The sequence below is a fragment of the Actinomadura luzonensis genome (assembly GCF_022664455.2).
Taxonomy (GTDB): domain Bacteria; phylum Actinomycetota; class Actinomycetes; order Streptosporangiales; family Streptosporangiaceae; genus Nonomuraea; species Nonomuraea luzonensis.
This window is the reverse complement of the sequence record NZ_JAKRKC020000001.1, coordinates 1837204-1854149: the sequence shown is the minus strand read 5'-3', so window position 1 is coordinate 1854149 and position 16946 is coordinate 1837204. Positions and strand designations below refer to the sequence as shown.

At 74.5% G+C, this 16946-nt stretch carries 15 protein-coding genes; 9 read left to right on the top strand and 6 right to left on the bottom strand.

Annotated features, from left to right (window positions below):
- Positions 1 to 21: 21 nt before the first annotated feature.
- Positions 22 to 495 (top strand): STAS domain-containing protein, encoded by a 474-nt coding sequence (locus MF672_RS08750; protein WP_242372424.1) that lies wholly within the window; start codon positions 22 to 24, stop codon positions 493 to 495.
- On the opposite strand, the gene MF672_RS08745 is transcribed toward MF672_RS08750, so the two are convergent.
- Positions 452 to 1858, bottom strand: coding sequence for a dihydrolipoyl dehydrogenase family protein (locus MF672_RS08745; protein WP_242372426.1), 1407 nt, complete (start codon positions 1856 to 1858; stop codon positions 452 to 454). The genes MF672_RS08750 and MF672_RS08745 overlap by 44 nt on opposite strands.
- A gap of 166 nt (positions 1859 to 2024) precedes the next feature.
- On the opposite strand from MF672_RS08745, the gene MF672_RS08740 reads away from it, so the two are divergent.
- Complete coding sequence (locus tag MF672_RS08740) at positions 2025 to 3125, top strand: sialidase family protein (protein ID WP_242372428.1); 1101 nt, start codon at positions 2025 to 2027, stop codon at positions 3123 to 3125.
- Here the strand turns inward: MF672_RS08740 and MF672_RS08735 are convergent.
- The 4 genes from MF672_RS08735 to MF672_RS08720 all read right to left on the bottom strand — a co-directional run bounded on the left by MF672_RS08735 (position 3122) and on the right by MF672_RS08720 (position 8477).
- On the bottom strand, positions 3122 to 4993 hold the full coding sequence (locus tag MF672_RS08735; RefSeq protein ID WP_242372431.1) for a CheR family methyltransferase: 1872 nt from the start codon (positions 4991 to 4993) through the stop codon (positions 3122 to 3124). The genes MF672_RS08740 and MF672_RS08735 overlap by 4 nt on opposite strands.
- A gap of 28 nt (positions 4994 to 5021) precedes the next feature.
- Entirely contained in the window at positions 5022 to 6032 is a 1011-nt protein-coding gene (locus MF672_RS08730; protein ID WP_242372433.1) for a chemotaxis protein CheB, read from the bottom strand.
- Complete coding sequence (locus MF672_RS08725; RefSeq protein WP_242372502.1) at positions 6013 to 6789, bottom strand: STAS domain-containing protein; 777 nt, start codon at positions 6787 to 6789, stop codon at positions 6013 to 6015. Before MF672_RS08725 ends, MF672_RS08730 begins: the two co-directional genes overlap by 20 nt.
- A gap of 101 nt (positions 6790 to 6890) precedes the next feature.
- A complete protein-coding gene (locus tag MF672_RS08720) occupies positions 6891 to 8477 on the bottom strand; it encodes an IucA/IucC family protein (RefSeq protein ID WP_242372435.1) in 1587 nt (528 codons plus the stop codon).
- Between the two features lie 79 nt (positions 8478 to 8556).
- Between MF672_RS08720 and MF672_RS08715 the strand changes: the two genes are divergently transcribed.
- Positions 8557 to 10158 (top strand): IucA/IucC family protein, encoded by a 1602-nt coding sequence (locus tag MF672_RS08715; protein ID WP_242372437.1) that lies wholly within the window; start codon positions 8557 to 8559, stop codon positions 10156 to 10158.
- Positions 10159 to 10199: 41 nt separating this feature from the next.
- Complete coding sequence (locus MF672_RS08710) at positions 10200 to 11030, top strand: alpha/beta fold hydrolase (protein WP_242372439.1); 831 nt, start codon at positions 10200 to 10202, stop codon at positions 11028 to 11030.
- 30 nt (positions 11031 to 11060) lie between these two features.
- Here MF672_RS08710 and rfaE2 read toward each other — a convergent pair whose 3' ends face one another.
- Positions 11061 to 12491, bottom strand: coding sequence for a D-glycero-beta-D-manno-heptose 1-phosphate adenylyltransferase (gene rfaE2, locus MF672_RS08705; protein WP_242372442.1), 1431 nt, complete (start codon positions 12489 to 12491; stop codon positions 11061 to 11063).
- Positions 12492 to 12604: 113 nt separating this feature from the next.
- Between rfaE2 and MF672_RS08700 the strand changes: the two genes are divergently transcribed.
- The 5 genes from MF672_RS08700 to MF672_RS08680 are packed head-to-tail and all read left to right on the top strand — an operon-like array spanning position 12605 to position 16946.
- Complete coding sequence (locus tag MF672_RS08700; RefSeq protein ID WP_242372444.1) at positions 12605 to 13393, top strand: glycosyltransferase; 789 nt, start codon at positions 12605 to 12607, stop codon at positions 13391 to 13393.
- A complete protein-coding gene (locus MF672_RS08695; protein ID WP_242372448.1) occupies positions 13393 to 14472 on the top strand; it encodes a glycosyltransferase family 9 protein in 1080 nt (359 codons plus the stop codon). The genes MF672_RS08700 and MF672_RS08695 overlap by 1 nt, the downstream gene beginning before the upstream one ends.
- Positions 14473 to 14531: 59 nt before the next feature.
- The gene (locus tag MF672_RS08690; protein ID WP_302893180.1) at positions 14532 to 15068 is read left to right on the top strand and encodes a SigE family RNA polymerase sigma factor; all 537 of its coding nucleotides are present in this window, start codon (positions 14532 to 14534) and stop codon (positions 15066 to 15068) included.
- 43 nt (positions 15069 to 15111) lie between these two features.
- A complete protein-coding gene (locus tag MF672_RS08685; RefSeq protein ID WP_242372451.1) occupies positions 15112 to 16326 on the top strand; it encodes a hypothetical protein in 1215 nt (404 codons plus the stop codon).
- Between the two features lie 41 nt (positions 16327 to 16367).
- Positions 16368 to 16946: a TetR/AcrR family transcriptional regulator gene (locus tag MF672_RS08680; protein WP_242372454.1), complete on the top strand. Its 579-nt coding sequence runs from the start codon at positions 16368 to 16370 to the stop codon at positions 16944 to 16946.

Genomic DNA, 16946 nt, shown 5'->3' with positions numbered 1-16946 from the left:
CTCTGGGGGCAGTGGAAAAAGGTGACCAGGAGCGGCCTGCGCATTGAGACGACCCGGCACCTTCACTGCACGGTCATCCGCGCCAGCGGCCGGCTCGACCACGCCGGAAGAGTCCGGTTCAGCGCTTGCGTCACCGCCGTCTGGGACTGGTCCCCTGGCCCGGTCCTCGTGTTCGACCTCGCCGATCTCGACTTCTACGACTCCTCCGTGATCGGCGTGCTGGCGATGGCGATGCAACGCATGGAGGAGCAGCAGGACGGCACGGGCGAGGCCGGCGGCCGGATCATCCTGGTCCGGCCGTCCGGCCACCTGCTGTCCGTGCTGCGGCTGACGGACCTGCTGTCGCGCGTGGACGTGCGCGACAGCGTCGAGGAGACCGTGGCGGAGCTGATGCTGCAGCGGGGACCACACGGCTCCGCGCCCTCCCGGGCCGGACCCCCGGTGACCGGCCCTACAGCCCGTACGCCTCCAGAAGACGCAACCAGACCTCACTGACCGTCGGGAACGACGGCACGGCGTGCCACAGCCGCTCCAGCGGCACCTCGGCGGTCACCGCGATCGTCGCCGCGTGCAGCAGCTCGCCGACCCCCGGACCGGCGAACGTCACCCCCAGCAGCACCTTCCTGTCCTCGTCCACGACGGCCTTCGCCCGGCCCCGGTAGCCGTCGCCCAGCAGGTAGGCGCCGGTCACCGAGCCCAGGTCGTAGTCGACCGCGCGCACCCGGAAGCCGGCCTCCCTGGCGGCCGCCTCCGTCCGGCCCACCGCGCACACCTGCGGGTCGGTGAACACCACCTGCGGCTCGCCGTAGCCGCCCGCCAGGTCGCGCATCCCGGGCAGCTCGTCGCCGCGGGCCCGCGCCGCGATCACGTCGCCGCAGATCCGCGCCTGGTACTTGCCCATGTGGGTGAGCAGCGCCCGGCCGTTGACGTCGCCCACGGCGTACAACCAGCCGCCGGGGACGCCGGTCGCCCGCATGCTGTCGTCCACCTCGACGTACGCGCCGTCGGCCAGGCCCACCGAGGACAGCCCGAGACCGCGGGTCGCGGGATGGCGGCCGGTGGCCACCAGCAGCTCGTCGGCCTCCAGCGGCGGGCCGTCGGACAGGTGCACCGTCACCTTGCCGCCCGGCTCGGGGCGCTCCACCCGGACCACGTCGGTGCGGGTGCGCACGTCGATGCCGCTCGCGGCGAACGACTCGGCCAGCAGCTCGCCCGCGAACGGCTCCATGCGGCCGAGCAGCCCGCCGCCGCGCACCAGTAGCGTCGTCTGGCGGGCGCCGAGGCCGTGCATGGCCTGCGCCATCTCGCACGCCACCACGCCGCCGCCCAGCACGGCCAGCCGCTCCGGGATCCCGGCGGCCGCCGTCACCTCGTGGCTGGTCCACGGGCGCGCCTCGGCCAGGCCGGGCACCGGCGGGACCGCCGCCGTGCTGCCCGTCGCCAGGACCACGGCCTGGCGGGCGGTCAGCACCCGCTCGGCGCCGTCCTCCAGCGTCACCCGCACCCGCTTCGGCCCGTCCAGCCGCCCCCGCCCGCGGACGAACTCCGCCGGCACGCCCTCGATCCACCGCACCTGGCCGCCGTCGTCGTAGTTGCCGACGGCCTCGTCGCGGCGGGCCAGCACGGCCGCCACGTCGATCTCGCCGAGCGACATGCCCGGCACCCGGCTCACCTCGCCCGCCAGGTCCACCGGGCGCAGCAGCGCCTTGCTCGGCACGCACGCCCAGTAGGAGCACTCGCCGCCGGCCAGGCGCTCCTCCACGATCGCCGCGGTCAGGCCGCCCCGTACCGCCCGGTCCGCGACGTTCTCACCGGCGGGACCGGCGCCGATCACGATCACGTCGAACTCGTCGGCCACCCCAGCCTCCCCATGCACTCGTTCCTGCAACGCACTCTTTCACGCCGCACCCCCGCGACGACCCCCGGGCCACTTCCCGGCGTGTGCCGCCACCACCCCACGCTCCGGGGGCGGGCGTTCGCCGGGGGGTCGGATGGTGTTCATCCGGGGGTCGTAGCGTGCGCGCATGGTCGATCAGCATCCGACGTCCCTGCCCTATCGTCAGGGGAGCGACGGCTACCACACGTTCCGGATCCCGGCCGCGGTGACCACCAGCGCGGGGGTCGTGCTGGCGTTCGCGGAGGGGCGGCGGGAGTCGGCGGGCGACTCCGGGCACATCGACGTGGTGCTCAAGCGGTCCCACGACGGCGGCCGCACCTGGGACGCGCTCCAGGTCGTCGCCACCGAGCCGCGCGGCGGCACCGCGGGCAATCCCGCGCCGATCGTGACGTCCGACGGCCGGGTGGTGCTGGTCCTGGTGCGGCAGGGCCCGGGCGCGACCGAGGAGAAAATCCGGCGCGGCCAGGTGGCCGCCGAGGCCGGGCGGCGGGTGTTCGTGCAGGTGAGCGCGGACGACGGCGTCACCTGGTCCGCGCCCCGCGAGATCACCGAGCAGGTGAAGAGGCCGGAGTGGCGCTGGTACGCGACCACCCCCGGCCACGCGATCGAGCTGCGCGAGGGCCCGCACGCCGGCCGCCTCCTCGTCCCCGCCAACCACTCCCTGCCCCCCGCGGGCCAGGACAACGGCACCGAGGGCAAGTACAACGGCGGCCACTGCCTGCTCAGCGACGACGGCGGCCGGAGCTGGCGCATCGGCTACGTCGACGACACCCCCGACGGCTACGTCAACGTCAACGAGACCACCGCGGCCGAGCTGCCCGGCGGCCGGGTCTACCTCAACACCCGCACCGACTCGACCGCCCCCGGCACCCGCGCCGACGCCTACTCGGCCGACGGCGGGCAGACGCTGGAGCTGCCGTTCCGGCCCCAGGCGGGCCTGGTGGGCCCAGTGGTGGAGGGCAGCCTGCTGTGGTGCGACCCGCCGGGCGTGCTGCTGTTCTCCGGCCCGGCGGACCCGGCCGCCCGGGCGCTGATGACCGTGCGGGCCAGCCACGACCACGGCGTCACCTGGCGGGTCGCCCACACCGTGTCCGGGCTGCCCGCGGCCTACTCCGACCTGGTCAGGCTGGACGCGGACACGGTGGGGCTGCTGTTCGAGACCGGCGACTTCGGCCCGTACGAGAGCATCGCCTTCCGCCGGATCCCGCTGGCGGAGCTCGCGATCTAGCGGTCGGTCGGGGCGTCGGAGCCGATCAGGTTCATCACCATGATGAGGCCGTGGGTGTCGCCGTCCTCGGCCCGCAGGTGGGACACCTGCACGGCGAGCGCCGCCGGCCGGCCCCTGCGGTTGACGGCGTCCAGAACCAGCCCTTCGAGCTCGTCCGCCGGTTTGCCGCCGTCGGCGGACAGGGCCGCCTGCAGCCGCGGCGAGAGCACGTCGAGCGGCAGGCCGATGTCGAGCGCCGACAGGTTCTTGCCCACGGCCTCGTCGGAGCGCACGCCCCACAGGTCCTCGGCGCCGGGGCTCCAGACGATGACCCGGAGCTGGTCGTCGAGCACCACCACCGCGTCGCCGAGGCTCCGCACCACCGAGGAGACGAACGTGTTGACCTCGTCCAGCTCGATCGTGCGGGCCGTCAGGGCGTCGTTGATCTGCTGGAGCTCGTCGTTGGTGGACTGGAGCTCCTCGTTCATCGTCTCCAACTCCTCGTTGGTGGACTGGAGCTCCTCGTTGGTGGTCTCCAGCTCCTCGTTGGTGGACTGGAGCTCCTCGTTGGTGGTCTCCAGCTCCTCGTTGAGGGACTGGAGCTCCTCGTAGGCCTGTTCGAGCTGGCGGTTGGCCTCTTCCAGCTCATCGCGCAGCTTGCGGTAGCGGGTCACGTCGTTGAAGTGGATGCTGATCCCCACGAGGTTGCCGGAGGCGAGGAGCGGGACCACGGAGACGTCGAAGACGTTGTCCTCGGGCATGCCGGGCCGGTGCCAGGTCACCTCCTGGAGTTCGACCGTGCGAAGGTCGTGGCGGGCCTGCTCGATCACCGAGCGCAGCTCCACCGGCCGGTAGGAGACCTCGAGGTCCTGGAACGGGCGGCCGACGTCGCGCGGGTTGAGGTTGAACAGCGCCTCGGCCCTGCTGTTGGCCAGGGCCAGGTTGCCGGACAGGTCGAGCACGAGCTGCGCCACCGGCCCCGAGGCGAGGGCGACGGACGCCAGCGTCGGCAGCCGCGCGGCGAGGTCGGTGGCGGTGCCGACCACGGACCAGGTGGCGCGGTTGTTGTGGCTGGCCGGCCGGATCTTCCTGAACAGCCGCATCCGCAGGTCGACGGGCTCGAACTTGTCGCTGTGGTTGAGCAGCATCTCGGCCTTGCCGAGGAACAGGAAGCCCGGGTCGGCGAGCGCGAAGTGGAAGCGCCGGATGATGTTGAGCTGCATCTCCGTGTTGAAGTACATCAGCGTGTTGCGGGCCAGCAGCAGGTCGACGCGCGAGATCGGGGCGTCGCGGGTCAGGTCGTTGCGGCCGAAGATGAGCTGGCGGCGCAGGTCGCGGCGGAAGGTGAAGCCGTTGTCGACCGGCTCGAAGTAGGTCTCGCGCAGGTCGAGGGGCACGTCGGCGAGCGCGCGGTCGGTGTAGACGCCGGTGCGCGCCGCGTGCAGCGCCTTCTCGTCGAGGTCGGTGCCGTAGATCTTGACGCGATCGCGGAAGGACTCCATGCCGAGCTCCTCGGCGAGGACCATGGCGATCGTGTACGCCTCCTCGCCCGTGGCGCAGCCCGCGCTCCACACCCGGATGGGCTGGCCGGTGTCCTTGTGCTCCATCAGGGCGGGGATGACCGTCTCACGCAGCCGTTGCCAGGCGGCGGCGTCCCTGAAGAAGCTGGTCACGTTGATGAGCAGGCTGTCGAACAGCCTGCTGTACTCCTCCGGCTGCAACTCCAGGTGGTCGCGGTATTCGCTGTAGGTGTGGAGCTTCAGCGCCTCCAGCCGGCGGGCGATGCGTCGTATGAGCGTGTTGCGCTTGTAGCCGGTGAAGTCGAAGCCGCGGGTCTCCTTCAGCAGGAGGAGGAGATCGTCGAACTCGCGCTCTTCCTCAGGTGTCACGGCGCCAGCCTACGCTGCCCGGCGCTGCTCAGTCCGCCAACGACGGCTCGTCGCCGCGACCGATGCGCGATTGCAGCGTGCGGAGGGTTTCCAGGGCTTCCCTGGTGCGTTCCTCCTCCTCACGGAGGTACTGGGCGGAGATGGTCTGCCGGCGGTCCTCCGCGGAGCTGCGCATGCGCTCCAGCACCCGGATGCGTTCCTCCAGCCGCTGCACGGCCACCCACAGGGCCCGCTCGACCGCGTCCGACTGGGCGTTCAGCATGGCCTCACGGGACCAGGCGTGGCCGACCCGGCAGACGTAGCGGGAGCTGCGCCCGCTCCGCTGCTCGTACATGGGGCCGTCGCAGGTCGGGCAGCTGAAGGCGATGAGCTCGCCGTCGGGGTCGCCGAGGGCCGGGCCCTCCCGCAGCAGGAGGTCGATCTCCCTCTCCATGTCGTTGTCGGGCATCCGCTCCTCCACCTCCACAGGGGTGCGGCTCTGGTGCTCGACCCAGGCCGCGAGCTTCTGCACGGTCAGCTCCTCGGCCTCCGGCACCGCGGCGAGGGCGGCGGACGGCATGCCGGGGAAGACGCACTCCTCCAGGCTCTGGACGGCGACCGCGCCGCCCTGCCGGTGGACGGCCTCGCTGCCGCGCGCGCCGTCGTCGAGCGCGCCGCTCAGCACGACGGCCGCGACGTGCGGGCCCGCGTCGAGCGCGGCGCTCAGGAACAGCGCGTCGGCGGCCGGGCGGTGCCCGTTGTGCTGGGGGCCGCGCGACAGCCGGATCCGGCCGTCCTGGACCAGCAGGTGGTGGTCGGGGCGGGCGACGTAGACGCGGCCCGGCCGGATCTGCTCCCCGTCCAGCGCGGGGGCGGCGGGCAGGGGGCCCGCCCGGTCGAGGATGCCGGCCAGCACGCTCTTGCTGTGCGGCGGGACGTGCAGGACCACGAGCACGGCCGCGGGCAGGTCGCCGGGCAGGCCCGCGAGCAGGTTGCGCAGTGGGTCGACGCCGCCGGCACTGGCGGCGACGACGACGAGGTCACGCCCTGCCGTCCGCATACCTCCTTCCCTGTCCGGTAATGCCGTCGTCATGCGTGCCGGCGGCATTCTTCGTGAGCGGGGCTGCCGGTGCGCCCGAGATCGCCGTCAGGATGACGGCGCGATTGGTGCGCAGCGCGGCCAGGCTGGCCGAGCAGCGCTCGCGCGCCGACTGCAGCAGCAGCCGGGACTCGCCGGCCTCCAGCAACTGGCGGGTCAGCGTGTAGCGCTGGCGGAGCGTCTGCTCGCGCAGGTGGCGCGAGCGGTCCATGACCAGCGACAGCGGCGGCGCGCCAGCCTCGCGGGGCTCCGGCTTGCGGCGCGGGAGCGGCCGGTCGCCGCCGCCGTTCACCGACTTCGGCACGGTGCGCAGCGCGGGCATGTGCCGGGGCACGGGCGTGGGCGGCTGCGGCACCTCGTAGACGTCCACGTCGGTCTCGGCCAGCGCCTCCGGCATGCTCGCGTAGACCGGGATCGCCGGCTGCGCGTGCTCGGCCATGAGCGCGATGAGCCGGCGCAGCGGCTGCTTGGCCTCCGCCACGGCGAGGTAGCCGCCCTTGGCCTGCATCGCGCGGTGCGTGATCGCGAGCTGCTCCAGCCCGTTGAGGTCGCAGAACCACAGGTCGGCGGCGGCGACCACGACGTACTTCACCCTGGACTGCGGCAACGGGTCCAGGAAGGCGGCCAGGACGGGCCTGGTCGTCGAATCGAGCTCTCCCGTCAGGGCGACCACCAGGGTCGTCTCCCCGACGGGGACGAGCCGCACTGACAGTTGCATCACCGGACGGCCTCCTCACCCCGCGTTCCACGAGCGGCGGCGCACACGCGGCTCACGGCCATATTCCCCCCTCTTGACGCCCAGGGCCAGACGATTCGCAGTCACATCACTGCGAAGAGTGGATTAGGCAGCTTTATCCAGTTGTCTCCTGACCGTGTGCCCTCCAGCTGCGCCAGCAGGTGCGCCTTGCCCATGATGTACGGGGCGAACAGCGCCTCACGGTCGAGCCGCACGTCAGGGTTGCAGGGTAGCTCCTCGAACGCCTTCCGCGCGGTCTCGCGCACGATCCGCCACAGGCCGCGCTCCCTGTCCAGGTCGCCGCCGGCGAAGCGGGCGATGAGGCTGCCGAAAGTGGTGCCGACGAGCGAGCCGAAAAGCTTGGCGTGCAGGACCCGCGGATCGTCGTGCAGCAGCCGGGCGCTGACCGGCGGCACCGCCACGCCGTGCCGGGCCAGCCGCGCCGGGCTGAGGCGCACGTCGGCGAGGTCGCGGTAGGCCAGCCGCGCGGGCAGGCCGTGCCCGTCCAGGACGACCAGGAGGTTCTGGCCGTGGGCCTCCAGGGCCGCGCCGAGGGTGAGCAGGCGCAGCGCGGGCGGCAGCGCGATCCGGGCGAAGGCCGTGAGCCAGGCGGCCGGGTCGCCGGTGGTGTCGGACGTCACCGCGGCCACGGGCAGCACGGCCGCCCCGCCGCCCGCGAAGGCGCTGGTGGGCTCGCGCAGCATCACCGACACGTCGGCGCTGTACTCGCCCTTCACGCTCGCGGCGGCCCCGGCCAGGTAGCGGACCATGCGCGGGCCTCCGGCGCGGCGGGACAGGGCGGCGAGGAGGTCCGACAGCAGCACGCAGTCGCGGATCGAGCCGGGGGAGATGTCGCGCACGTCCGAGGTCATCCGGGTGCTGAAGGCCGTCTTGAGATGCGGGCCGCCGTCCAGCGGGGCGAGGGTGCGCACGGACATCAGCGGGTGCGCCGGGACCGCCCCCGTGACGTGCGGGCGCAGGCCCAGGTCGGGCAGCACGTGCTCGCTCTGCCACGGGTGCACGGGCAGGAGCAGCCGGTCGCCGTCGGTCAGCGCGGCCGGCCACGGGCCGGACACCAGGCAGCCGGCGGCGGGGACGGCGACCAGGTCCAGGGCGACGACGGGCCGGTGCTCGGGCATGTAGGCGAGCTGCTCGGCCACCGACACGCCGGGCCGGTTGCGGCAGCACGGGTGGTACGGGTGCCCGTCCACGACGCCCTGCTCGTGGTCCTCCGGGGTGCGGGGCGGCCGGGGGCGGGCGTTCGCGCGGGACAGGGCCAGGGAGGCGACGCTGTTGGCCAGGTCTTCGGTCAGCCGGGCGGAGCCGGGCAGGGCGAGCGCGGCCAGCAGCCCGGCGGGCTCCGCGTACGGCTCGCCGTCCAGCCACAGGGCGGGCACCTCGCCGAGGTCGTGCGGCCGCCGCCCGGGCCCGCGCAGGACGCGGCCGTCGGCCAGCGTCACCGTGGCCGGGCCCAGCCCAGGCGTCTGCCCGCGCTGGACGGAGTGTCCCGGGGAGGCGGCGACGCCGGGCAGCGGCTCGTGGAGGAGGCTCCGCCACAGGCGGCCCAGGACGGCGGCGCGGGCGCCCGGCACGGCGGCGGCGTACGCCCCCGACAGCGCGGGGCGCACGGCGGCCACCCGCGCCGCGAACTCGCTCTCCACTCGCCCCATATTCCCCTCGGCTTCCATGTACATCCCGGTTAGCTAGCCTGAGTCCACTAATGGGTACAAACGGTAGGAGAAGGTCGCTATGGCATCCACAGACGGCCTCCTCCCGCCTGGCGGGCCGGAGCGCGAGGCCTGGACCGGCGCCACCGCCCTCACGGTGACGGCGCTGCTGAACTGCCTGGTCAGGGAGGTCGCCCGGCCGGGTCCAGAGGCCGGCGCGCACGTGCTGCCCGCGACCGGTCACGTCCTCCGCGTGCACGGGTCCCGCTTCCCCGCCGACCCCGAGCTGCGCACGCCGCGCGGCTGGCGTCCGCTGCCGCTCGACGAGCTGATCGCGCTCACCGCGGCCGAGCTGCGCGCCCGCACCGGGGTGGAGAACGCGGCCCTGCCCGCCGAGATCCGGCACAGCCGCGACGTCACCGCCGTGCTGCTGGCCGCCCGCCGGGCCACCGAGCCGCCCGCCGACCTGTACCTGCGCTCGGAGCAGGCCCTCGTCGCCGGCCACCGCTACCATCCCGCCCCCAAGGCCAGGGGCGGCGGCGGCCCCCGGGAGTGGCTGCGCTACTCGCCCGAGGTCCGCGCGAGCTTCACCCTGCCGGTGCTCGGCGTGCCGGCCGAGCTGCTGGTGGAGGAGGGCGACCCGGCCGCCCTGGACGCGCTCGCGCCCGCCGTCCCGGCCGACGGCCTGGTGCCGCTGCCCGCGCACCCCTGGCAGGTGGAGCTGCTGGGCGGCCTGCGCGGCGGGCGGCTGCGCCACCTCGGCGGCACCGAGCTGCGCCACCTCGGCGAGACCGCGCGGGAGGCCGTCGCCACCTCCTCGATCCGCACGGTGTACCTGCCCGAGGCGGACCTGTTCTGCAAGTTCAGCCTGGACGTGCGCATCACCAACGACGTCCGCCGGCTGTGGCTGCGCGACCTGCGCCGCCTGAGCGAGGTCGCCGACCTGGTGGACGGGGCCTTCGACGGGCTGGCCGAGCACGTGCCGCGGCCGGCCGTGCTGCGCGACCGGGGGTACCGCAGCGCGGAGCTGGGCGGCGACGGCGGCGAGGCGCTGGCGGTGATCGTCCGCGACGGGCTGGGCGGCCGGCTGCGTCCCGGGCTGCGCGCGGCGCAGGCGGCCGGGATCAGCGAGGGCTTCCCCGGCAACCCGCTGGACGGCCTGGACGAGGACACGGCCCTGCTCTGGTGGGAGCGCTACCTGGAGCACGTGGTGCCGCCGGTGCTGCACGCGTACCTGCGGCACGGCGTCGTGCTGGAGTGCCACCTGCAGAACGTGCTGGTCGGGGTGGACGCGCGCGGCCTGCCCGCGCAGGCGCTCTTCCGCGACCACGAGGGCGTGCGCATCCTGGCCGAGCGGCGTCCCGGGCTGCCCGGCGCGGCCTCGGTGAGCCGGGCCTACGGCTGGGAGCGGCTGGTCTACTGCCTGCTGGTCAACAACCTGCTGGAGATCGGCGGAGCCGTGACCGAGCGCCATCCCGCGCTGCGGGACGAGCTGTGGGCGCGGGCGCGCGCGGTGTTCAAGGACGCGGGGCGGGACCACGCCGACCCTGAGGAGCTGCGGGAGCTGCTGTCGGGGCCGTACCTCCCGGCCAAGGCCAACCTGCTGCTGCGCTGGACGGACGCCGAGGGCGAGGCGATGCGCTGCGTCCCGGTCCCCAATCCGTTGAGACTCTTTACGCCATAAGCTATTGTCCTCCTCGACACGCTTCACGGAGGAGGAGGGCCATGACCGAGGCGATCCTGCACGACGGCAGCGCCATCGAGGTGGAGGTGCGCGGGTCGGGGCCGCTCGTGCTGCTCCCCGTCGACCCGCGCCCGATCGAGGGCGAGCAGGCCGAGGAGATGCGCAAATGGGGCGCCGACCCGGCGCTCGGCCGCACCCTCGTCGACGGGCTCAGCGACGCCTTCCGCGTCGCCGCCTTCGACTACACCGGCCACGTCATGGCCGTCCCCAAGCCGGACACCCTCACCCCGGACAACGTCGCCGCCGACCTGCTGGCGGTGGCCGACGCCGTGGGCGGGGACCGGTTCGCGTACTACGGCTACTCGTGGCTCGCGCTCAGCGGGCTGCAGCTCGCCGTGCGCACCGACCGGCTCTCGGCGCTGGTCATGGGCGGGTACCCGCCCTACGACGGGCCGTACGCCGAGATGCTGAAGGTCACGACCGCCACGTACGACAAGGCGCTCGCCCCGCCCCCGCCCGCCGACCGGCCGGCCGAGCCCGGCGACTGGTCGTCGGTCCAGTCGGTGCCGAGCGTCGCGCAGGCGCGCCAGTTCGTCACGCTCTACCAGGCGTTGCAGGACTTCGACGACAAATCCGTCCGGCTGGACTGCCCGCGCCTGTGCTTCGCCGGCTCCGCCGACGAGATCAGCTACGCCGAGGAGTGGGGCGGCACCCGGGTCGACCTCGGCGGCCCGCTCACCCGCCACCGCGCCGAGCTGGAGGCGCGCGGCTGGGACGTCGTCGTGCTGGACGGCCTCGACCACATGGGGGCCATGCTGCCGGGCAACGTCCTGCCGGTCCTCCGGCCCTGGCTGGAGCGCGTCCTGGCGTGACCGGGCTGACGTGATTGGGCGCCGCGCGGGTCAGGCGTTCTCGGGCAGTGACCGCATGCGGCCGATGATGGCCGTGGTGGAGCGGTCGGGCAGGTAGTCGAGCACCCGCACCTCGCCGCCGAGCGCCCGCACGAGCGGGGTCTCCGGCAACATCTCCGGCGTGTAGTCGCCGCCCTTCACGTACAGCTCGGGACGGATCATCCGGATCAGCCGCTCGGGCGTGTCCTCGTCGAACTCGATCACGTAGTCCACGCCGTGCAGCGCGGCCAGCACCGACATGCGGTCCTCGCACGGGTTCACCGGGCGGCCCGGCCCCTTCAGCCGGGTCACGCCCGCGTCGCTGTTGACCGCGACCACCAGCACGTCGCCGAGCCGTCCCGCCTGCTCCAGGTAGGTGACGTGGCCGCGGTGCAGCACGTCGAAGCAGCCGTTGGTGAACACCACCCGCTCGCCCCGCCGCCGGTGCTCGTCGAGGAGCTGGGCCAGCCGCTCGGCGCTCTGCACCGCGCCGTCGCGCCGCCGCAGCGCCCGCAGCAGGTCGTGCCGGGTGCACACGGCCGTGCCCGGCCGGCTCACGACCACCGCCGCCGCGGCCTGCCCCGCCTGCGCGGCCTCCTCGGGCGGCGCGCCGCCGGCCAGCCAGAGCGCGAAGGCCGCGGTGTAGGTGTCGCCCGCGCCGGTCGCCATGTGCTGCGGCGCGGGCTCGGCGTAGGTCCGGTACGGCGGGACCCCGGCGCGGTGCAGCAGCGTGCCCTCGCCGTCGAGGGTCGTCACCACCATGTCCGCGCCGGTCAGCTCCAGCACCCGATCGCTGCGGGCCAGCAGGAACCCCAGCCGGTCCTGCTCCTCGTCCTCCTCGGCGAGCAGCCGGACGACCTCGGCGTAGTTGGGCAGCACGGCCGTCGGCCGGCACTCCCGCCACGGGGCCACCGCGTGCGCGTCCACGACCAGCAGCGGCAGCCCGGCGAGCGCCCGCCGCACCGCCGGGGTGCACACGCCGCCCGCGTAGTCGCAGGCCACCACCACGTCGGCGGCGGGCGCCACGGCCGCGATGCGGCGCAGCAGCTCGCGCTCGGCCGCCTCGGGCAGCTCGTCCGGGTCCTCCTCGTCGAAGCGTGCGGTGAGCTGGCCGTCGGTGACCAGCCGCCGCTTGTGCGCGGTGCGCCGGCCCGGCACGGCCAGCAGGTCGGCCTCGACGCCGCGCAGGCGCAGCGCCTGCTTCAGCTCCTCGGCCGGCTCGTCGTCGCCCACGACGCCGATCAGGCACACCCGGGCGCCGAGCGCGACCAGGTTGGCGGCGGTGTTGGCGGCGCCGCCCGGGGCGTTCTCGGTGGCCTCCAGGCTCATCACGGGCACCGGCGCCTCCTGCGCCAGCCGTTTGGCCGAGCCGTGCAGCCAGGAGTCGAGCATGACGTCGCCGACGACGACCGCGTCGATGACCTTCTCGTCTGTGGTGCCCATGAGAAGCGAGTACCTGGAGAGAGCCTTCTCAAACCCCGGCGACCTGCTGTTACGGCTGGTTAAGGGGGTTCTGCCTGGGTAGCCGGGCCGCTATGCAGGGGTTGGATCTCGATGTGCTCGTACCGACGAAGGACCGGCCGGGAGCGCTCGCGGTCACGCTCGCGGGGCTCGCCGCGCAGAGCGTGACCGGGTTCCGGGTGGTCGTGTCCGACCAGTCGGACACGCCCGTGGACGCGGACCCGCTCGTGGCCGCCGCCGTGCGGATCCTGGAGCACCGGCGGTCGCCGGTGGAGCTGCTGCGGCACGTGCCGCCGCGCGGGCTGGCCGAGCAGCGGCAGTTCCTGCTGGAGCGGGCGCGGCGCAGGCACGCGCTCTACCTGGACGACGACGTGTGGCTGGAGCCGGACGCGCTCGCCACGATGACCGGCGCCCTGGACGAGCTGGGCTGCGGGTTCGTCGGGTACGCGCTGCACGGGCTGTCCTACCGGGAGGACCGGCGGCCGCACGAGCTGACCGCGTACGAGGAGTGGACCGGCCAGGTGCGCCCCGAGCGGGTGCGGAGGGACGGGCCCGCCTGGCGGCGGCACCACCTCCACAACGCGGCCAACCCGCTGCACCTGGCCGAGAAGGTGGGCGCGGACCGGGGGTGGCGGGCGTACAAGGTGGCCTGGATCGGCGGCTGCGTGCTCTACGCGCGGGAGCGGCTGGTGGCGTGCGGCGGGTTCGCCTTCTGGCCGTCGGTCCCGGCCGCGCACGCCGGCGAGGACGTCGTGGCCCAGCTCCGCGTCATGGAACGGCACGGCGGCGCGGGCCTGCTGCCGAGCCGCGCCTACCACCTGGAGCTGCCCACCACCGTCGTGGACCGGCGGGCCGAGTGCTACGACTACGTGCTGGAGACGTGATGGGCGGGCCGGTGCCGGGCGTCGAGCGGATCGTCGTGCTGCGGGCCAACGCGATCGGCGACTACCTGCTGGCCGTCCCCGCGCTGGAGGCGCTGAAGGCGGCCTACCCGGACGCCAAGCTGACGCTGCTCGGGCTGCCCTGGCACGCCGGGTTCCTGGCGCAGCGGCCGGGCCCGGTGGACGAGGTGATCGCGCTGCCGCCGGTCACCGGCGTGTCCGTCGCGGAGGACGGGCACGCCGCGCCGCCCGGGCTGTTCGAGGGGCTGCGTGAGCGCGCCTTCGACCTGGCCGTGCAGCTCCACGGCGGCGGCCGGTACTCCAACCCCTTCGTGCGGCGGCTCGGCGCGCGGGTGACGGCCGGGCTGCGGACGCCGGACGCCGAGGAGCTCGACCGCTGGATGCCGTACGCCGGCTACCACCACGAGGCCCTGCGGCTCCTCCAGGCGGTCGAGCTGGTCGGGGCCGCGCCCGGCCGGCTGGAGCCGCGGGCGGCGGTCACCGGACGTGACCGGGAGGAGCTGGCGGACGCGTTCGGCGAGCCGCCGCCCGGCCTGGTCGCGGTGCACCCGGGGGCGCGCGACCCGCGCCGCCGCTGGCCCGTGGAGCGGTTCGCCGAGGTCGCCGACCGGCTCGGCCGGCCGGTCGTGGTCACCGGCTCGGCCGCCGAGCGGGAGCTGGTGGAGGGCGTGGCCGCCGCGATGCGCAGCCCGGCCGTCGCCGCCGCCGGCACGCTCGGGCTCGGCGCGCTGGCCGCGCTGTACGAGCGCTGCGACCTGGTGATCGGCACCGACACCGGCCCGCGCCACCTGGCCGCCGCCGTCGGCACGCCCACGGTCGCCGTCTACTGGTGCGTCAACCTCATCGGCTACGGCCCGCTCTCCAGGACCTGGCACCGGCCGCTCATCTCGTGGACCACCGCCTGCCCGGTGTGCGGCGCGGACGGCGTGCGCCCGCGGGCCGAGCGCTGTCCGCACGACGTGCCGTGGGTGACCGACGTCCCGGTGGAGGCCGTGCTGGAGGAGGCCGAGAGCCTGCTCGCGCTGCGCGGCCGGGAGACCGGGGGAGCGACGCGGGCGTAGCGGGAGGGAAACGGGGGGCGCGGAGGCATAGCGGGAGGGTACGCGCGGCGTCTGAGAGGGTGACGTCGACCCCTTCGGAGGTGATCGTGGACGCCGCGGACGAGCAGCGTTTCCGCGAGTTCGTCGCCGCGCGTTCCCCCGCACTCATGCGGCTCGGGTTCCTGCTCACCGGCGGCGACCAGCATGCGGCCGAGGACCTGGTGCAGCACGCGCTGGCCAAGCTCGCCACCAGGTGGCGGCGGGTGGCCGCCCCTGAGGCGTACGCGCGGCAGACCATGTACCGGCAGCAGGTGAGCTGGTGGCGGACGAGCACGCGGCGCGGCGAGGTGGTGCTGGCGGACCCGCCGGAGGCCGCGGCCCGGGACCTCAACCACCAGAGCGAGCTGCGCCTGGTGCTCCGCGCGGCGCTGGCCCGGCTGACCGCCCGCCAGCGCGCGGTGCTGGTGCTGCGCTACTTCGAGGACCTGCCCGAGCAGGACGTGGCGCGCGCGCTGGGCTGCTCGGTGGGCACGGTCAGGAGCACCGCGCACCGGTCACTGGCGCGCCTCAGGGAGATCGCCCCCGAGCTGGCCCAGGAACTGGCGGCGGTCCGATGACGCCGCCGCTCGACCCGTTTCGCCCGACGAAGGAGGAGTACCGGTGACCCGGCTGCTGCGCGACACGATGGAGGAGTGGGCGGGGGAGGCCCGCGTCCCGCACGACCTCGCCGACCGGGCGCTGCGGGGGCGCGTCCGGCGGCCGGCCGGGCCGCCGGTCCTGCTGGCCGGCCTGGCGGCGGGGCTGGTGGCGGTGCTGATCGCGGGCGTCACGTTCGTGCTGTCCGGCCAGCGGCAGCCGGCGGTGACGGTGCGCCCGGCCACCGGGATCACGCTGCCCGCCCGGCCCTCTCCCGCCCCGACCGACGTGCGCGCCGACGTCGAGCACAGCCCGCCGGCGCGCCTGGTCGCGGCGGGCCGCCTGGCGATGTCGGCGTACTACACGACGAGCGAGGAGCCGGCCGGGCCGAACCTGACCCGGTACGTCCGCACCTGGTCCCTGTACGACCCCCGCACGGGCGGCTACGAGCGCACCTCGTGGGGCTGGCTGGACGTGGCCCCCGGCCTCCAGGTCGCGGCCGTGCTGGAGCGCGACCTGCCCGCCCGGCGGATCGGCGTCCTGGACCTGAACACCCGGCGGATCCTCGCCTGGTTCGACGTGGAGCATCCGGTGGCCGGGCTCTCCTGGTCGCCGGACGGCAGGAAGGTGCTGGCCACCGCCTACTCCGGCTTTCCCGACACGAGGGGCCGCGACCCGCGGACCCGCAACGAGACGCTGCCCCCCAGCACCCGCACCGGCTACTACGTGGTGGACGTCGAGGCCGGCACCGCGGACTACCACGAGCTCCCGGCGAGGACGTCGGGCGACGAGCCGGCCAACATGAACGGCCGCCAGGACCTCGGCTGGAGCCTGGACGGCACGGCGATCTGGGCGCCCACCGACACCCAGCCCGACCGGGTCTGGTACACCCTGGACGGCGCGCCGCGCGAGGCGCCGCAGGGCCAGGTCTACGTGGGCTACTCCGCCGAGTCTGCGCTCTCCCCGGACGGCCGGCTCGTGCTCGGTCCCGACGGCCTGCCCACCGAGATCACCGACCGCGCGACCGGCGCCGTCGCCGGCCGCCAGCGGGTCCTGCAGCTCCACGCCTGGGCCGACGACGACAACGTGCTCGCCCTCGGCTGCGCCGGCTCCTGCGGCGACGAGTTCGACAACGGCCTGGTCCTGGTCAGCGTGGACGGCGAGCGCATGACGCAGCTCGCCGCGAACCGCGACTCCAACCGGGACGGCGCCTGGCGCTGGATCCTCACCCCGCGCTGACATTTTTGACCGATCGTTCTCGATACTGCTAGCGTGCTCGCGTGGCACGGAGCAAGGAGTTCGATCCCCAGGTCGCGCTGGAGAAGGCCCTGGAGCTGTTCTGGGAGCGCGGCTACGAGGGCACGTCGATGGCGGACCTCGTGGCCGCGCTCGGCATCGCGCGGGCGAGCATCTACGGCACCTTCGGCGGCAAGCGGGAGCTGTACCTGAAGGCGCTGGAGCTGTACCTGGCGCGGTCCGGCGTCGTGGAGCCGCTGTCCCAGCCGGGGCCGGCGCTGCCCGCCCTGCGCGCCTTCCTCGACGGCTACGTCGCCGAATGCCTGGCCGACGAGCTGCGCCGCGGGTGCATGGTGGTGAACTCGGCGGTCGAGTTCGGCTCCCGCGACGCGGTCGTGTCGCGGCGGGTGGCGGCGAGCTGGGCAGAGCTGGAGACCGCGATCGCCGGCGTGCTGGTGCGGGCGCGGGCCCAGGGGGAGATCCCGGCGCACAAGGACCCGCACGCGCTGGCCAGGTTCCTGCTCGTGCTGCTGCAGGGCGTCAGAGTGCTCGGCCGGGCCGACCCGGACCCGCGCCGGTTGCGCGACGCCGTCGACCAGGCCATGACGGCCGTCTCCATTTGA

Excerpts from the sequence above, each read along its gene's own strand:
- MF672_RS08720 (WP_242372435.1), bottom strand. The coding sequence starts at position 8,477 with ATGGGGCGAGTGGAGAGCGAGTTCGCGGCGCGGGTGGCCGCCGTGCGC.
- MF672_RS08730 (WP_242372433.1), bottom strand. The coding sequence starts at position 6,032 with ATGCGGACGGCAGGGCGTGACCTCGTCGTCGTCGCCGCCAGTGCCGGC.
- MF672_RS08715 (WP_242372437.1), top strand. The coding sequence starts at position 8,557 with ATGGCATCCACAGACGGCCTCCTCCCGCCTGGCGGGCCGGAGCGCGAG.
- MF672_RS08740 (WP_242372428.1), top strand. The coding sequence starts at position 2,025 with ATGGTCGATCAGCATCCGACGTCCCTGCCCTATCGTCAGGGGAGCGAC.
- MF672_RS08695 (WP_242372448.1), top strand. The coding sequence starts at position 13,393 with ATGGGCGGGCCGGTGCCGGGCGTCGAGCGGATCGTCGTGCTGCGGGCC.
- MF672_RS08725 (WP_242372502.1), bottom strand. The coding sequence starts at position 6,789 with ATGCAACTGTCAGTGCGGCTCGTCCCCGTCGGGGAGACGACCCTGGTG.
- rfaE2 (WP_242372442.1), bottom strand. The coding sequence starts at position 12,491 with ATGGGCACCACAGACGAGAAGGTCATCGACGCGGTCGTCGTCGGCGAC.
- MF672_RS08710 (WP_242372439.1), top strand. The coding sequence starts at position 10,200 with ATGACCGAGGCGATCCTGCACGACGGCAGCGCCATCGAGGTGGAGGTG.